15 protein-coding genes are annotated in these 15877 nt (G+C 53.3%); 4 read left to right on the forward strand and 11 right to left on the reverse strand.

Annotation, left to right across the window (positions count from 1 at the left end; all coding sequences use genetic code 11):
* Positions 1–21 precede the first annotated feature (21 nt).
* The 4 genes from BM261_RS08690 to BM261_RS12085 form a co-directional block, all read right to left on the reverse strand.
* Positions 22–1545 carry an AmpG family muropeptide MFS transporter gene (locus tag BM261_RS08690; RefSeq protein ID WP_074897492.1) on the reverse strand — a complete coding sequence of 508 codons (1524 nt, stop codon included), beginning with the start codon at positions 1543–1545 and terminating at the stop codon, positions 22–24.
* Positions 1546–1708: 163 nt separating this feature from the next.
* Positions 1709–2368 carry an energy transducer TonB gene (locus BM261_RS08695; protein WP_074897450.1) on the reverse strand — a complete coding sequence of 220 codons (660 nt, stop codon included), beginning with the start codon at positions 2366–2368 and terminating at the stop codon, positions 1709–1711.
* Positions 2369–2607: 239 nt separating this feature from the next.
* Complete coding sequence (locus tag BM261_RS08700; RefSeq protein ID WP_003772629.1) at positions 2608–2823, reverse strand: hypothetical protein; 216 nt, start codon at positions 2821–2823, stop codon at positions 2608–2610.
* Between the two features lie 26 nt (positions 2824–2849).
* Positions 2850–3392: a C40 family peptidase gene (locus BM261_RS12085; protein WP_083426678.1), complete on the reverse strand. Its 543-nt coding sequence runs from the start codon at positions 3390–3392 to the stop codon at positions 2850–2852.
* A 760-nt stretch (positions 3393–4152) separates the two neighbouring features.
* Between BM261_RS12085 and BM261_RS08710 the strand changes: the two genes are divergently transcribed.
* From BM261_RS08710 to BM261_RS08725, 4 genes are all read left to right on the forward strand, one after another.
* Positions 4153–5799, forward strand: coding sequence for an ABC1 kinase family protein (locus BM261_RS08710; RefSeq protein WP_074897494.1), 1647 nt, complete (start codon positions 4153–4155; stop codon positions 5797–5799).
* Positions 5800–5956: 157 nt separating this feature from the next.
* A complete protein-coding gene (locus tag BM261_RS08715) occupies positions 5957–6199 on the forward strand; it encodes a GlsB/YeaQ/YmgE family stress response membrane protein (protein WP_074897454.1) in 243 nt (80 codons plus the stop codon).
* 185 nt (positions 6200–6384) lie between these two features.
* Positions 6385–7077, forward strand: a complete 693-nt coding sequence (locus BM261_RS08720) for a Bax inhibitor-1 family protein (RefSeq protein WP_074897456.1) — start codon at positions 6385–6387, stop codon at positions 7075–7077.
* A 247-nt stretch (positions 7078–7324) separates the two neighbouring features.
* Positions 7325–8728, forward strand: a complete 1404-nt coding sequence (locus tag BM261_RS08725; RefSeq protein WP_074897458.1) for a surface lipoprotein assembly modifier — start codon at positions 7325–7327, stop codon at positions 8726–8728.
* Between the two features lie 329 nt (positions 8729–9057).
* Here BM261_RS08725 and nagZ read toward each other — a convergent pair whose 3' ends face one another.
* From nagZ to BM261_RS08760, 7 genes are all read right to left on the reverse strand, one after another.
* Positions 9058–10143 carry a beta-N-acetylhexosaminidase gene (nagZ, locus tag BM261_RS08730; protein ID WP_074897460.1) on the reverse strand — a complete coding sequence of 362 codons (1086 nt, stop codon included), beginning with the start codon at positions 10141–10143 and terminating at the stop codon, positions 9058–9060.
* Positions 10144–10208: 65 nt separating this feature from the next.
* A complete protein-coding gene (locus tag BM261_RS08735) occupies positions 10209–11702 on the reverse strand; it encodes a DegQ family serine endoprotease (protein WP_074897462.1) in 1494 nt (497 codons plus the stop codon).
* Between the two features lie 138 nt (positions 11703–11840).
* Positions 11841–12434: a hypothetical protein gene (locus BM261_RS08740; RefSeq protein ID WP_074897464.1), complete on the reverse strand. Its 594-nt coding sequence runs from the start codon at positions 12432–12434 to the stop codon at positions 11841–11843.
* Positions 12435–12581: 147 nt separating this feature from the next.
* Positions 12582–13196, reverse strand: a complete 615-nt coding sequence (locus BM261_RS08745; protein WP_070453238.1) for a BON domain-containing protein — start codon at positions 13194–13196, stop codon at positions 12582–12584.
* Positions 13197–13447: 251 nt separating this feature from the next.
* Complete coding sequence (miaB, locus tag BM261_RS08750) at positions 13448–14770, reverse strand: tRNA (N6-isopentenyl adenosine(37)-C2)-methylthiotransferase MiaB (protein ID WP_074897466.1); 1323 nt, start codon at positions 14768–14770, stop codon at positions 13448–13450.
* Between the two features lie 182 nt (positions 14771–14952).
* Positions 14953–15327, reverse strand: a complete 375-nt coding sequence (locus tag BM261_RS08755) for a hypothetical protein (protein ID WP_074897468.1) — start codon at positions 15325–15327, stop codon at positions 14953–14955.
* Between the two features lie 162 nt (positions 15328–15489).
* Positions 15490–15877 (reverse strand): IS1595 family transposase (locus tag BM261_RS08760; protein WP_143095764.1); only part of this gene is annotated, 388 nt, incomplete at its 5' end.

A 15877-nucleotide genomic window follows, 5' to 3' on the forward strand; every position in this document is an offset into this window, starting at 1 on the left:
TCTTTCCTTTGCAGACGGTTTTCAGACGGCCTCAGCCTGACGGTAGATTTTCTTATCGACCCAATACACCAGCAACAGCACCGGCAGGCCGATCAGCGCGGTAAACAGGAAAAAGCCCGGGTAGCCGATTTTGCTCACAATCGTGCCGGAATAGCCGCCCAGCGTTTTCGGCAGCAAGGTCATCAGCGAACTGAAAATGGCGTATTGTACGGCGGTAAAACGGATATTCGTCAACGAAGAGAGGAAGGCGACGAACACCGCACCCGCCAGCCCCGAAGCCAAATTGTCGAAGCCGACCGCCAAATACATAAACAGCACGTCGTGCCCGCGATAAGCCAGCGTGATGAACAACAGATTGGTAGCCGAAGCCAGTACCGCGCCGGCCATCATCATCTTCATCAGCGAAAACCGCTGCGACAGCAGCCCGCCGAGGAAACCGCCCGCCACCGCCATCACCACGCCGAAGGTTTTCACCGCCGCCGCGATTTCGTTTTTGCTAAACCCCATTTCCTGATAAAACACATTGGAAATCACCCCGGCCACAATATCCGAAATGCGGTACAGCCCGATTAAAGCCAAAAGCAGAAGGGCCGAACGGCCGTAACGCCGGAAAAAATCGGCCACGGGCGTTACCCAGGTATCGACGGCCAACTGCTTGGGCACGATTTTCAGCCACACCAAAACCGCACCGGCCAGCCCCGCCGCACCCACCGACATCGTCAGGCGGGCCGCCTCAACCAGCAAGCCCAACAGCGCGTCGTCCTGCTTCGAAAACAAACCGCCGAACCAGGAAAACATTGCCGCAAATGCCGACACGGAACCGAGGAACAGCACAATCAGGCGCAGGCTGTCCGCCAAACTCCGCCGCTTGTCCGCACGGGCGGCCACTTCCGGCTCGCGCATCAGCAAAACCGTCGCCATGCCCACCGCCATCACCGCCGCCATCAGCAAATACGTCTGCTGCCACGCGGCATACACATAATGCCCCGACTTCGACCCGAGCGTTTCCGCCGCATACAGCGCGCCCGCGCCGGAAACAATCATGCCGACGCGGTACCCCGCATTGTAAGTGGCCGACGTTACTGACTGCATCGCCGTATCGTCCCCCGCCGCCTCGATGCGGTAGGCATCGATAACGACATCCTGCGTGGCCGAAGAAAAGCCGAGCAGCACCGCCGCCGCTGCCATCACCGCCAAAGCACCGGGCTGCGCCGGATCGACCATCGCCATCCAAACGATGGCCGACGCCACGGCCGCCTGCGACAACAGCAGCCAGGAACGCCGCCAACCCAGCCGCCCCAAAACAGGCAGCGGCAACGAATCGATTAACGGTGCCCAAACGAATTTGAACGAATAAGCCAACGCCGCCCAGCTGAACATCGTTACCATATCGCGCGACACGCCGGCCTCGCTCAACCACAGCGACAAGCTGGAAAAAATCAGCATAATCGGCACACCGGCGGAAAATCCGAGGAAAAACAGCACGACGGCGCGCGGGTCGGTATAAACGGCGGCGGCATGCAGCCAGCTGGAAGATTGTTTCATGTTGCGAATTTCAAAAAGCCGAACGGCGGAAGGCCGCATTGTAACAAAGGCCGTCTGAAAATTCAGACGGCCTTGCGGGTTTTAACTTTTACCGGCGTTTCGTTCCGTTTTGACGGCCATACCGTTTTCATTCTGCCGAAGCTGCATTTTCAGACGGCCCCTCTCATTCAAAAGTAAATGTAAACGGAATGGAGAATGTTGTATCTACCGGCTGCCCACCCCGTATGGCGGGAAGATAAATCCCCTCCAATGCCGCCTTGCGGGCGGCCCTCTCCAACCTGAAAGGCCTGTTTTCCATTTGGGAATCAGACAGGACTTTTGCCGAAACGACCTTCCCCTCCGGTGAGACATGCACCGCTATGCGGACAGTCCCCTCCTCATCCTCATCGGCCGATGCGGCAGGATAGTGCGGAGCCGGCAGGACATAGGCCTTGCCCGCGCGGTTGTCGCCCGGGCCGTAAAACCAATAAACATATTCGGCATAAGATTTCACCGGTTTGCAGACTGTTTGCCCATCCTCTGCCATTTCACACAATTTCGGCGGCGTAAACTGCGGCTGCCCCGCATCGGCAACGGCCTGCCTACGCAATGCCGGATTGCCCGACTTCCCTTCCTGCCACACGCGGCGTTTTACCCTGCCCTTCTCGTCTATATCGAGCAGCATGACCAGCTCGGCACCCGCCGCGCCGTCCTGGGTCGGCAATATTTTCAATACGGGCAGCTGAACACGATCGCGTTTCCGCAACTGCTGCGCCGTATCGGCCGCCTGCACGCTGTATGCCGAGAGGGCGGATAAAACAAAAATCGAAAAATATTTCTTCATAACAATCACCTTGCACTTTCTTCTATTCAAATGTAACGAAAGCGGCGGACAATGTCATGCAGTCCGCGTACCTTTGTGCCGCAATACTCAAAAAAAGGGGAGGTAAATAGTAAATCATACAGAAACGGCGCATGACAAGTTCCTCAGATGTGATGTCGCAATGAAAAAACAAAGGAGGCCGTCTGAAAAAACAATACTCTGCTTTTCAGACGGCCTCTGCTTGCAGGCTGCAAATGCCTTTATCCTTGGTATGGGTTTTCCACCCCGGCCACCAGGGCGGCAAGGTATTCGCGCAGCTGTTCCTCTCCGCAGCCCATCAGCAGGGCATCCTCAAACGCATCTTGCGCCAGCTGGAAGAGTTCGGTCATATTTTCGTTCATGACTTTGATTTTTTCGGTGCAGGAAACGATGCTGCCGTCGTCGCCGTACCATTTCGGCATGTCGGGCATGGCCATATTTCAGACTCCTCTATCCTTATGGTTTATCTGGTAAAACGACCTGAATCGTAGCGTTTCACCCTGCGGGCGGTAACGTATTTGCTGTTCCAGTATTTGTTGCCCAGGCTGGTGATTTCGATGCTTTTGCCGGTGCGCGGGGCATGGATGAAGCGGTTGTTGCCGATGTAGAGGCCGACGTGCGAGATGCGTCCGCGCGAAGTGCTGAAAAACACCATGTCGCCCGGCTGGAGTTCGCTGCGGCTGACCGCAACACCCATTTTCGCCTGCTCTGCCGACGTGCGGGGCAGGTTGATTTGCATGGTTTTGCGGAAAATATGCTGCATGAAGCCGCTGCAGTCGAAACCGCTGCTGACGGATGTTCCGCCAAAACGGTAGCTGACGCCGAGTAATCCCATTGCATTGCCGATCAATTCGTCCGCTTCGCGGCGGGAAAGGGCGGCGGTACGTTTTGAAGAGGATTGGCTGGAGGCAGGCTCGGAAAATTCCACTTTCGGAGAAGGAGCGGGAGGGGCTTTTGTTTCCTGCCGCCGCTCTGTTTCCGACTGTTGTTTGACCAGTGCCTGCATGCCGTCTTCGTCATAAGGCTGAGGGGGGGCAGCCGGAGGCGGCGGGGCTGGCGGAGCCTCTCGATGTGCAGTTTCTTGGCGGGCGGCTTCCCTTCTTGCCGCCTCGCGGTGTTCCGCTTCTTTTTTCGCGGCCTCTTGCTTTTTCAGGGCTTCCTGTTTGGCGGTATCGGCCTTTTTGTCCTTTTGTTTGCCGTCCTTCTTTTGGCTTTCTTGGTTTCTGCCGCCTGCTTGTGCTGCTTGTTTGTTTTCTTTTTTGTCTTTGCCTGTTTCTTTTTTATTTTTACTGTCTTTATTATCTTTTTTTTCTTTGCTGTTTTTGGCAGCCTCTTTTGGGGTTTCTTTTTTGGCGTTGTTCTTTTCTTTTTCCTGTTTTTTGCCGCCTTTGGCATTGTCTTTTTTGCTGTTTTCCGACTTTGCCCCGTCTTTCTTTTTATCGTCTTTTTTCTTGTCGGCCGGCTCTTTTTTGGCGTTGTCTTTTTTAGCTGCGTCTTTTTTGACGGTTTCTTTTTTGGCCGTTTTCTTATTGTCGGCGTAGGCGGCGGGAAGGGTTGCCGTCAATAGGGCAAACACCGTAAAGAAGTAGGTAAGGATTTGTTTCAAATGGGTCATGCTGTTGTTTCGCTTGCTTGTCGGCCCTGCTCTCCGGCAGCCTGCCGACGGTGTTGGTAACCATTTTTTTCAGACGGCCTCCTGTGCCGTCCGCACGCAAAAATATGCTATGCTGGGCATCTGTCGAGCCGAAAGATACCACATAACCGCCATGATGATACCAACTTTACTCGCTATGCGCGATTTTTCGCGGCTGCGCGAAATCATTGCCATTCTGACCAAACACGGCTTGGGCGAGTTTGTGCAGCGTATCAAATTGTCGGGCAAAACGCCGTCTGAAAACCCCGATGCGGACAGCCGCTACATCCCTACGCCGCGCCGTTTCCGCCTGGCTTTCGAGGAACTGGGGCCGACGTTTGTCAAGCTGGGGCAGATTTTGTCCACGCGGGTGGACATTTTCAATGCCGAGTGGATAGAGGAATTCGAACAGCTGCAATGCAACGTCGCGCCGATTGCCACGGAAGACATCGGCGCGTTGATTGAGGCGCGGCTCGGCCGGCCGATGGACGAAGTGTTTGCCGAGTTAGACGGCAAACCGGTCGGCAGCGCGTCCATCGCCCAGGTGCACGGCGCGGTTTTGCGCAACGGCGAACGGGTGGCGGTTAAAATCAAGCGGCCGGACATTGAAAAAAGCATACGCGCGGATTTGCGTATTTTGAACCATCTGGCAGCCCTCATCGAAACGGAAATCCCCGAAACCCGCCGCTACCGGCCGGTTCAGATGGTTCAGTATTTTGCCCGCAGCCTGGCCAGGGAAACCGATTTGTCGTTCGAACTGCGCTATATGCAGCGTTTCGCCAATGCCTTTTCCGACCATCCTTTCGTCCACATCCCCAAGGTCTATGCCGAGTATTCCAACCGCCAGATTCTGGTGCAGGAATATGTCGGCGGCACCCTCCTGCGCCATGCCGATATCGACCGGATGCCGTCTGAAACCCGCGCCATGCTGGCACGGCGCATTACCGACACCTTGTTTGCCATGATTTTGCAGCAAGGCTTCTTTCATGCCGACCCGCACCCCGGCAACATCTTCATCCGCGACGACGGGCGGATCAGCCTGATTGATTTCGGCCTGGTCGGCCACCTTTCCGCCCCGAGGCGGCACGAAATCCTTTCCCTCATCAAAGCCCTTGCGGAGCGCGACCCGTTTACCATGCAATATGTGCTGGGCAACTGGGCGCAGGGCGAACTGCCCGACGAAAACCTGCTGGGTGCCGACGTGCTGGAAATGCTGTTGAACTACGAAAATACGCCCGTCAGCGACTTACGCATCAGCCAAGTCATCAACGACATCACCCAAATCATGCGCGGCCACGGCCTGACGCTGCCCGCCGATTTGGTGATGCTGTTCAAAACGCTGATTACCCTCGAAGGCGTGGTCAAGCGGCTGGACGGCTCGACCGAACTCTTGGAACAGGCCAAACCCATCGTACTGGCCGAACTGAAGCGCCTCGCCTCGCCCGACTACATCGTGCGGAAAAGCCGCAGGCAGCTGAACACCCTGCTGCAAACCGCCGACGAACTGCCGCAAACCCTCATCCGCCTGTCGCGGCGGCTGCAAAAAGGACAATTCAGCCTCGACCTCGACCTCAAACGGCTGGACGACCTCAGCCACCAGCTCGACCGCGCCACCAACCGCCTGACCATGGGCATCGTTACCGCCGCCTTGATTATCGGCTCCTCCATCGTCATGAGCGTAGACAAAGCCCCCGGCTTCCTCGGCCTGACCGGCTACCTGCTGGCCTTTGCCAACAGCCTGTGGATTATCTGGTCCATCTGGCGTTCGGGCAGGCACTAAGCGCGCAAACACCCACCCCAAACCGTTCAAACCGGTTTTTCAGACGGCCTCCATGTAAACAAGCATCAAAAAACATCAAATCCTGCAAACGGCATTTTAAATCCACCCCCTTCGCCGCATATTGCCGCCCTGTACACACCCAAACAAAGGAAAAAACATGCTGGCCACCATCCTCATCGGTTTTGTCATCGGCGTTCTGGCGAAATTCCTCTATCCCGGCCGCGACAAACTCGGCTTCATCTTCACCACCCTGCTCGGCATCGGCGGATCGGTGCTCGGCAGCTGGGCCGGACAGACGCTCGGCTGGTACGGGCCGGGCCAACCCGCAGGCTGGATTGTCTCCACCATTGCGGCCGTCGCCATCCTTGCCGTTTACAGCCGCCTGAACGGGAAACGCTAAACCGCAAAAAGGCCGTCTGAAAAAACATTTCCGACAAGGCCTGAACACGCGGCCCCGCCCACAAACGGATTTTTCAGACGGCCTCACAGCTATTGTTTGAAAAACAAAGTAAAACCTTCGCATTTTCAAGACTTACTGTTACAATCCGTATCCTTATTCAACAACCCACACATAGGAACGACACCATGCAACATGATGTTTACGACTATACCAACCCGGCCATGGGCGTGCAGCGCAGCGGCGTTTTGCGCAAAACCTACGGCCTCTTGGCAGTGTCCTTCATCCCCTGTGCGCTGGGCGCATTCGCCGCTGCCACCACGGGCTTCAACCTCTTCAGCCTCACCGGCAACCGCTGGGCGGGCATCATCGCCTTCTTCGCCTTCTTCTACGGCATGGTTTTCCTGATTGAGAAAAACCGCTACAGCAACGTGGGCGCAGGCCTTTTGATGGTTTTCACCTTCGGCATGGGCGCACTGATTTCCCCGCTGCTGCAATACAGCCTGAGCATTCCCGGCGGCGCGAACCTCGTCGCCACCGCAGCCCTGATGACTGCGGCAGTATTCGGCGTCATGTCGGTGATGGCGCGAAAAGCCAACGTTGACACCAACGCCCTCGGCCGCTTCCTCTCCGTCGGCGGCGTCATCCTGATGATTGCCGTGGTGGCCAACCTGTTCCTGCAAATGCCTGTCTTCGGACTGGCCATTGCCGGCGCATTCGTCTTCTTCAGCTCGCTGGTCATCATGTGGCAGGTGCGCACCGTCATCGAAGGCGGCGAAGACAGTCACATCAGCGCGGCACTGACCATCTTCATCTCACTGTACAACATCTTCCAAAGCCTGTTGCACATCCTGCTTTCACTGGCCGGTAACGACGATTAAGCCGTACACAGGATAAGATGCTTGAGAGGCCGTCTGAAAACGGAAAACCGTTTCAGACGGCCTTTTCGTTTCCAACCCGGATACGGACGCAAACTGCATCAGCCATTCAGAAATTCCGCCAAAACTGCGGCCATGCCGCCGCACCCCGCATCATCCGCCATATTCCGTCCTGCCAAAGCATTTCCGCTATAATCGCCGCCGGCCGGTGTTTTCAGACGGCCTCCGTCCCCCTCCCATCCATACCGCCATGAAAATAGCCCCCCTGCTCCTGCTGCTTTTACCCCTCCACGCCGCATCCGAAACCGTGCACGTTCCCGCACCGGTTTCATTCGACCGACTGCCGGAAACACCCATCAGCCCCGAGCCGCCGCCCCAACCCGCACCACCCGCCGCCGTCCTTACCGACGACGACGGCAGCACCCTGGAAGCGCAAATCAGCCGCGCACTGACCGAACAAGACTGGCCGCGCCTGACAAAACTGCTGCAAAAATACCAAACCCTGCCCGCGCGCGACCCCGTCCTCCACGACTACGCACTCGGCGCACTCCGCCGCGCCCAACTCCGCCATGACGAAGCCGTCGCACTGTATCGCGGCATTTTGGCGCAACAGCCCGACTTGGCCTATCCGCGTTTCGATTTGGGCGTCATGCTGTTTGAAAACAAACAATACCGCGAAGCGGCGGCGGAACTGCAACGTGCCAAACCCGGCCTGCAACCCGACATGCAGGCACTGGCCGACCGTTATCTGGCAGCCATCAAAAAAGAACAAGGCTGGCAGCCCGAAATTTCCCTGCAATACGCCGCCACCGACAATGTAAACAACGCTTCCGAAGCCGAAATCATCGAATGGGACGGCAGGCAATGGCGGAAAACCGCCGACAGCCTGCCCCAAAGCGCGCACGGTATCCGCTACGGCTTGGGCGTATCACGCGAAATCAACTTGGGCGGCCGCCACTTCGCCGCAGGCCGTCTGAACGGCGACGGCGTACATTATTGGGACCGCCGCGAATACAACGAGCAGAGCATCCACCTTGCCGCAGGCTACAAAAACCGCTCCGTAACGCGCTCGTTCGGCATCCTGCCCTTTATCGAATACAACCGGCTGGGCGACGAACCTTACAACCAAGTATTCGGCGCACAGGCCGACTTTTCAGGCCGTCTGAACGACAAATGGCGCATCGCGCTCAACGCGGGCCATATCTGGAAACGCTATCGCGAAGAACGTACGGCGGCACGCTACGACGGCCACATGCCGTCGGCGGGCGCGACCCTGATATACGCCGCGCCGAAAAACTGGCTGCTGTTCGGCGGCGCGGACTGGTCGCACGACATCACGCGCGAAGCGGAACAGGCTTCCGTGCGCAAAGACGTTCGGCTGGGCGTGTTCAAAACCTTTTCAGACGGCCTCGGCCTGCGCGCCAATCTGCGCTACTCCCGCCGTATTTTCGACGCGCCCGGCACGCTGGTTTACCGATTCGTGCGCAAAGACCGCGAATATCAGGCCGGCGCATCCGTCTGGCACGAAAAATTGTCGTGGAAAGGCTTGGTGCCGCGCCTGAACCTGCAATACCTGAAAGTGGACAGCAATATGGGCGGCTTCTATTCGCGGCGGAATATGCAATGGTTTGTCAGCGTGGAGAAACAGTTTTAAACGTGCCCGGCACACCGGACACACAGCAGGAGACCTTTGCAATAACATAGGTTACTAAAATTTTATGCTCAATCTCATTTTCAAAATGCAAAACCTTTCTGATTTTTCCTACTTTTTGCTCAATATTAGGAAGATTTTAGTCAATTGAAATTTTTTGGCGCATTTTTATGCGTCAAATTTCGTTAACAGACTATTTTTGCAAAGGTCTCAGCAGGTTCTCCAACGCACGAGACAGCAGCCGCACAGGAAAGCAGGCATAAAAAGGCCGTCTGAAAAGTTGTCGCCGCATCGCAGCCACACTTTCAGACGGCCTTATATCGTCCTCGTATTTAAAACGCTTCGCCTACCTGAACGCCGCCGGCCAAATCCCTGACGCCCGACAGTTGCTCCGTCAGCATACGGGCGTGCCGGAAGGCTTCGGTTTGCAGCACGGCCTGTGCCTGCTCAGGCGTCAGCTCATTGGCCATGTATTGCCAACGGGCCGCCAACTGCGGATTGTCGGGCGCGACAAAATCGCGGCGCAGTTCGTCCACCAAATCCGGCCGGTTGCAAACCAGCGCGATGTCGCAGCCTGCACGGAATGCCGCCTGTGCCCGCTGCGCGATGCCGCCTGCGGCAGCCGCGCCTTCCATGGTCAAATCATCGGAAAAAATCACACCGTCGAATTTGAGCTGGCCGCGCAGAATGTCTTGTAGCCAAACGGGTGAAAAGCCGGCAGGGCGGCTGTCGATTTTTCCGTAAACTACATGGGCGGGCATAACGGCGGCCATACCTGCGGCAGACAGGGCGGCAAACGGACGCAGGTCGTCCACCTGCAATTCGTCCAAGCTGCGCGAGTCGTGCGGCAGGGTCAGATGGCTGTCGCCGCCGACGAAGCCGTGGCCGGGAAAATGTTTGCCGCAGGATTTCATGCCGCCGCGTTTCAGGCCGCGCTGTAATGCCAACGCCAATTCAATCACCACGTCCGCATCTTTGTGGAAGCTGCGGTTGCCGATAACGGCGCAATTTCCCCAGTCCAAATCCAATACCGGTGTAAACGACAAATCGATGCCGCAGGCGGCCAGTTCGGCAGCCAACACCCAACCGACCGTTTCCGCCCGTTCTGTGGCGGCTTCCGCCCCTTGTCCGTCCCACATTTCGCCCAATACGCGCATGGCGGGCAGGCGGGTAAAACCCGTGATAAACCGTTGCACGCGGCCGCCTTCATGATCGACGGCCACAATCAGGGGCGGTTGGCGCAGGGCTTTGATTTCCTGCACGAGCAGGATCAGCTGTTCTCTATCTTGGAAATTTCGGCGAAACAGAATCACGCCGCCGACAGCGGGATCAAGCAGGCGTTCTTTTTCTTCGTCGGTGAGTCGGAAGGATTCGACATCGGCCATTATGGGGCCGCGCGGCAGGGTTTTCGGTATCATGGTTTTCAGAGTATGAAAGATTTTTCAGACGGCCTGGAGGCCGTCTGAAACGGGTGGTCGGATGGTTATTGCAGGTTGAGCGCGAGGAACAGGGTGTTCTCGCCGCGCTGGACGAGCAGCGGGATATTGTTGCCCGCTTTTTCCAACGCGCCCCGCATCGAGGCTTCGTCCGTTACCGGATTTTGGCCGACGGACAGGATGTAGTCGCCGCGCTTCAGTCCGGCCTGGGCCGCCACTTTGTCGGCACGCAGCACCAGCAGGCGGTGTTTGTCGCCCGTGATCTGTTCGGCCAGCGTCAGTCCGATGTTGTCGAGGGTGAAACTTTGGTTTTGCAGATTGGTACCGTCATCACCGCCGGTATGGCCGCTTCGGCTGCCGTTGTTTTTATCGGCATTGTCGAGCAGGATTTTTTGTTCGATGACTTCGCCGTTGCGCCAGACTTGGAGCGTAATTTCCTTGCCGGGGGCAATGGAGCCGACCATGACGGGCAGGTCGTTGGAGGCACGCACTTCTTCGCCGTTCACGCTGAGGACGACGTCGCCCTGCTTCAATCCGGCCTGTGCCGCAGGACCGTCGGGCATCACTTGGGTAATCAGCGCGCCCATCGGTTTGCTGAGGCCGAAAGATTTGGCCAGGTTGTAATTGACTTCCTGAATGATGACGCCCAGCCGTCCGCGCTGCACTTTACCCGTGGTGCGGAGCTGGTCGGCCACATTCATGGCAACGTCAATCGGAATGGCGAAGGAAATGCCCATAAAGCCGCCGCTGCGGCTGTAAATTTGGGAGTTGATGCCGACAACCTGTCCGTTTAGGTTGAACAGCGGGCCGCCCGAGTTGCCCGGATTGATGGCGACGTCGGTTTGGATAAACGGGGTGTAGTTTTCATTCGGCAGGCTGCGGCCTTTGGCTGAAACGATGCCGGCTGTGATGCTGTTTTCAAATCCGAACGGCGCACCGATGGCGGCCACCCATTCGCCGATGCGGAGGGTTTTGACATCGCCGATTTTCACTGTCGGCAGGCCTTCGGCTTCGATTTTCAGTAAGGCGACATCCGACTGGGTATCCGAGCCGATGAGTTTGGCACTGAATTCGCGCTTGTCGTTCAATGTAACTTTGATGCTGTTCATACCGCTAACCACGTGGGCGTTCGTCAGGATGTAACCGTTTGCGCTGATAATGAAGCCAGAACCGAAATTCTGATCTTTGTCTTCATCGGGGTTTTGCAGTTGCGGGGCGTTGGGCACCAGGCGTTTGAAGAAATCGTAAAATGGATCGTCTTCGGGGAAAGGACTGTGGTCGGTTTGGTCGGCATTATTTTCGGTTTGTTTGGTTGCCTGGATGTTGACCACGGTCGCACCTTCCTGCTCCATAAGCTTGGTAAAGTCGGGCAGCAGCATATCGACTTTCCCTTGGCTGGTCTGTGCCTCGACCGGCTTGGCAAAAACCTGCTCTTGCGGTTTGGCTGCCGGAACATCATTGTTTTTTTCTTCTTTACCGCAGGCGGTCAGTGCCAGCAAGACGGCAGCGGTAAGGGCGAGATATTTGTGGTGGCGGTTCACGTTTTACTTCCAATTATCCATAGGGGGAAACGGCAAAATTTTAACGGATTTACGGGTATTCTTCCAGAATGCGTAATCAAAGGCCGTCTGAAAACGGATTGTTTTTTCAGACGGCCTTTTGCCGTTACAGGTTTAATGTCAGAACAGGTTGTCCATGTCGGTTGTCTGCCGCTTGGGTGCCGGCTTGGCGGGCTTGTCTGCTTTAGGGGCAGGCTTGTTAACCGGCTCTACCGCGGATTCGCTGTTTTTAGGACGTTTGTTGATCGGCTCCAACGGTACTTCACCGCTGTTTGAAGATCGATTTATCGGCTCCAACGGCTTTTCTTGATTGGGCGATAGTTTTTCCTGCTTAATCTGATCGTCTTTGACTTTGTTGTCTTTCGCTTTCGGTTTGTTATTGGCCGGAGGAGTAACGGCTTCAACCGCCGTATCATCAGGCGCATCCGGCTTGGAAGCAGGTTCGTTTTTCGGTGCCTGCGGTACCAGCGGGTTGCCGTTATTGGCCGGGGCCACAGCTGATGCACCATTCGGCGACCAAACTTCCACTGTATTTTGTTGCTGCACAGGCTGACTCTGCGGCGGCTGCGGACGTTGCAACTCCAACCAAACATTGATCAGCAACGCCGCCACGGCAACGGCGAGAAGAAAGATAAAAAACCAGAACAATTTGCCGATGCTTAAAAAACTTTTCTTTTTAACCGGCTGATTTTCGGATGAGTTTTCTTCGTTCATTCAGGTTTCCTTTTAATGTGGGAGGAACCGTCTTGCAAGACGGTTGAAACTATATCAAGCTTTTGGAAAAGCAGGCTGCAAAACTGAGCAGAGCCTGCATCCGAATAGTATTTCTTTGCCCGATTCAAACATCGTTTGACGCTATACTTAATTATTAGGCATATAACTCTGATAAAGGGTAACAACTTTTTGCACGCCGGCCGTTGTGCTGACCCTCTGTGTAACCGCCGCCTGCTCTTCAGGGGTCAAAATACCCATGACATAAGTAACGCCATCATAAGTAACGATTTTCACTCGGCCGGGATAAACGCCGTTCACACCCAACATCACGGTTTTTACTTTTGTCGTGCTCCATGTATCGGCAGAAATATTGCCGAACGAACGAACTTGGGGGGCGATTTCGATATAGTTGTATACAGCCTGCGCGGACTGCTCGGAACGGGCCACTTGTTCGACAAAACGACGCTCATCCTCTGTGGCAACCTTACCCAAAAGTAAAATATGCCGATTGTAGCTGACAATACTCAAATTCGGATTGTAACCCTCCAAATTATTATTCTGCTTGAGATAAGAAATAGCGGTATTCTTAACCCGCATTTCCATAATCTGATCGTCAGCCTGTGCGCCCGTAGTGCGACGGTCAATCACGGAAGAAGTACCGGCTGCCGCACCACCGATAAGTGCTGCAGCGCAACCGCTCAGAAAAAAGGCTGTCAAAACAGTAGCCGACAATATTTTTATTTTGGCTAAATTCGGAATCATAAGGTATCCTTTCACAAACAGGCAGTTTGCGGACAAACTGCCTGGTAATTAACGGCCGTATTGTAGCGGGTATTAGGCATTATGCGTAGGGCTATATATACGAAATTTCACCTCACTTAAAGGAAAAGCGTCTACTTTATCAAAACTGAAATAGAGAAAGGCCGTCTGAAAATATTAACTTCATCGAAGTAAAAATATTTTTCAGACGGCCTCTAACATATACAGCGTGTTATGCTTCAAAATCAGCTCATTTAAAGCAGCTCACCCCGCAAAGAGAATGTAAATGCTTCCGTAATCTTGATTTCAACCATTTGATTGATCAATTCGGGATTACCGACAAAATTCACCACACGGTTATTGGCCGTTCTAGCCTGCAACTGCTCCGGATCCTTTTTGGACACACCTTCAACCAAACAACGCTGCACCGTACCAACCATGGTTTGATTGATACGTGCCGTTTCAGCCTCGATAACTTCGTTTAATACCTCCAGCCGACGCACTTTTTCTTCATGAGGAGTATCGTCATGCAGATTGGCAGCCGGCGTTCCGGGACGCGGACTGTAAATAAATACAAAACTTAAATCGAAAGCAATGTCTTTAACCAATTTCAACGTCTGTTCAAATTCCCGCTCAGTTTCACCTGGAAATCCAACAATAAAATCAGAACTCAAGCACAAATCCGGACGAATTGCACGCAACTTTCGAATAATCGACTTGTATTCCAAAGCCGTATAGCCGCGCTTCATTGCACTCAACACACGATCTGAACCACTTTGAATCGGTAGATGCAGGTGGGAAACCAACTTGGGCAAATCGCGGTAACATTCAATGATCGCATCAGAAAATTCCCTTGGATGACTGGTCGTAAAACGAAGACGTTCAATCCCGGGAATTTCATGCACAATTCTCAGCAAAGTAGCAAAATCACATACCTCGCCATCATCCATCAATCCGCGATAAGCATTAACGTTCTGCCCCAAGAGATTGATTTCCTTTACACCTTGCTGTGCCAAACCGGCAATTTCCGTCAATACATCATTCAAGGGGCGGGAAAATTCCTCGCCTCGAGTATATGGTACTACACAAAAAGAACAATATTTCGAACAACCTTCCATAATAGAAATGAAAGCAGACCCACCATCGACTCTCGCCGGTGGCAAATGATCAAATTTTTCAATTTCGGGAAAAGAAATATCAACTTGAGGAAGGCCTGTTTCCTTCTTATCATCAATTAGGCGTGGCAAACGGTGAAGTGTTTGCGGACCAAACACTATATCTACAAACGGTGCGCGTTTTACGATTGCTTCACCTTCCTGGGAAGCTACACAGCCCGCGACACCGATAATCAAATCTGGTTTTTTATCTTTTAACGGGCGTACTCGCCCCAAATCTGAAAATACTTTTTCTTGCGCCTTTTCACGCACCGAACAAGTATTAAAAAGGATAATATCTGCTTCATCAGGTTCTGCAACCTGCTCTATGCCGCCATGCTCTTCCTCTAAAACAGATAACATTTTTTCGCTGTCATATTCATTCATCTGACAACCGAACGTACGTATAAAAACTTTCTTCATGGTTTGTATCTTTCAGGTGACCCGTAATCGCGGGACTGATTTTTATAAACCTATAATTATAACTCGTTTACTGAAAAATAAAATAAAACTGTACTGCATTATAAACATGCATAACTAAAATTTCGCATATTTACTTTAGTAGGGATTCAAGGATACTCAAATTGACCAATCTCATTATCAGCCTAATCACGACCACGCTTTTTCAGTTGTTCATATTCACTTGGTGTCAAAATCCAAACTTCTCTTACCTGATTCTGATGATTCAAAAAAACACCTACAGGTTGCCCTATATATCCTTGTAATCGATTTTTAGTAATAAACCTATTGTGAGTATCCTTAATTCGAATACTTTCTAAAGCTTCAGTTTCAGTTCTATTGCTTCCAAGTAGCCCCAGGGTCAAAATCTGAGTCCAACTCCATCCATCACCAGCCAATACGATATCTGGATAATTAACTTGTTTCAGTACAGCTAAACGAATATCAGAAGGTAAAACTCGAGCAGCCCAAACCTGAGAACCTATAAATAGCGTCAACCCCAATACCAATAACTTCTTCATATAACACCCATTCATATTTCCTAACATTTAAACTAGTAGACCATGATAAGCCTAACGCAACACAAAGTGTAGCATAAACGAACACCTTAACACGACTTAAGAAATCTGACTTTCATGAAATTACCTACATACAAAAATTTTAGGGGCTAACGTAGATTAGCCCTAAATTTCACACCATTTTTGCAGGATTTTTAGCTGCCGGGACGGTGTGCCGAAGTTAAATCGAAATTCACATTCTTTCAAGAACAGAGGGAAAGATTTGCGATCGATTCCATTGTATTTGCGCAAGACACGTTTTGCCTGATTCCAAAAATTCTCAATGCCGTTAATGTGGTTCTGACGGTCGGCAAATTCCTTGGAATGGTTGATACGGTAATGGATGAAACCGCTCACGTCCAACTTGTCGTAGCTGCTCAGGCTATCCGTGTAAACAATGCTGTCCGGCATGATTTTCTTTTTGATAACGGGCATCAAAGTATCAGACTTGGCATTATCCACCACAACGGTATAGACCCGTCCGTTGCGTTTCAGAATGCCGAAGACAACCACT

The organism is Neisseria elongata subsp. elongata, assembly GCF_900113545.1.
In the GTDB taxonomy this organism is placed as follows: Bacteria; Pseudomonadota; Gammaproteobacteria; order Burkholderiales; family Neisseriaceae; genus Neisseria; species Neisseria elongata.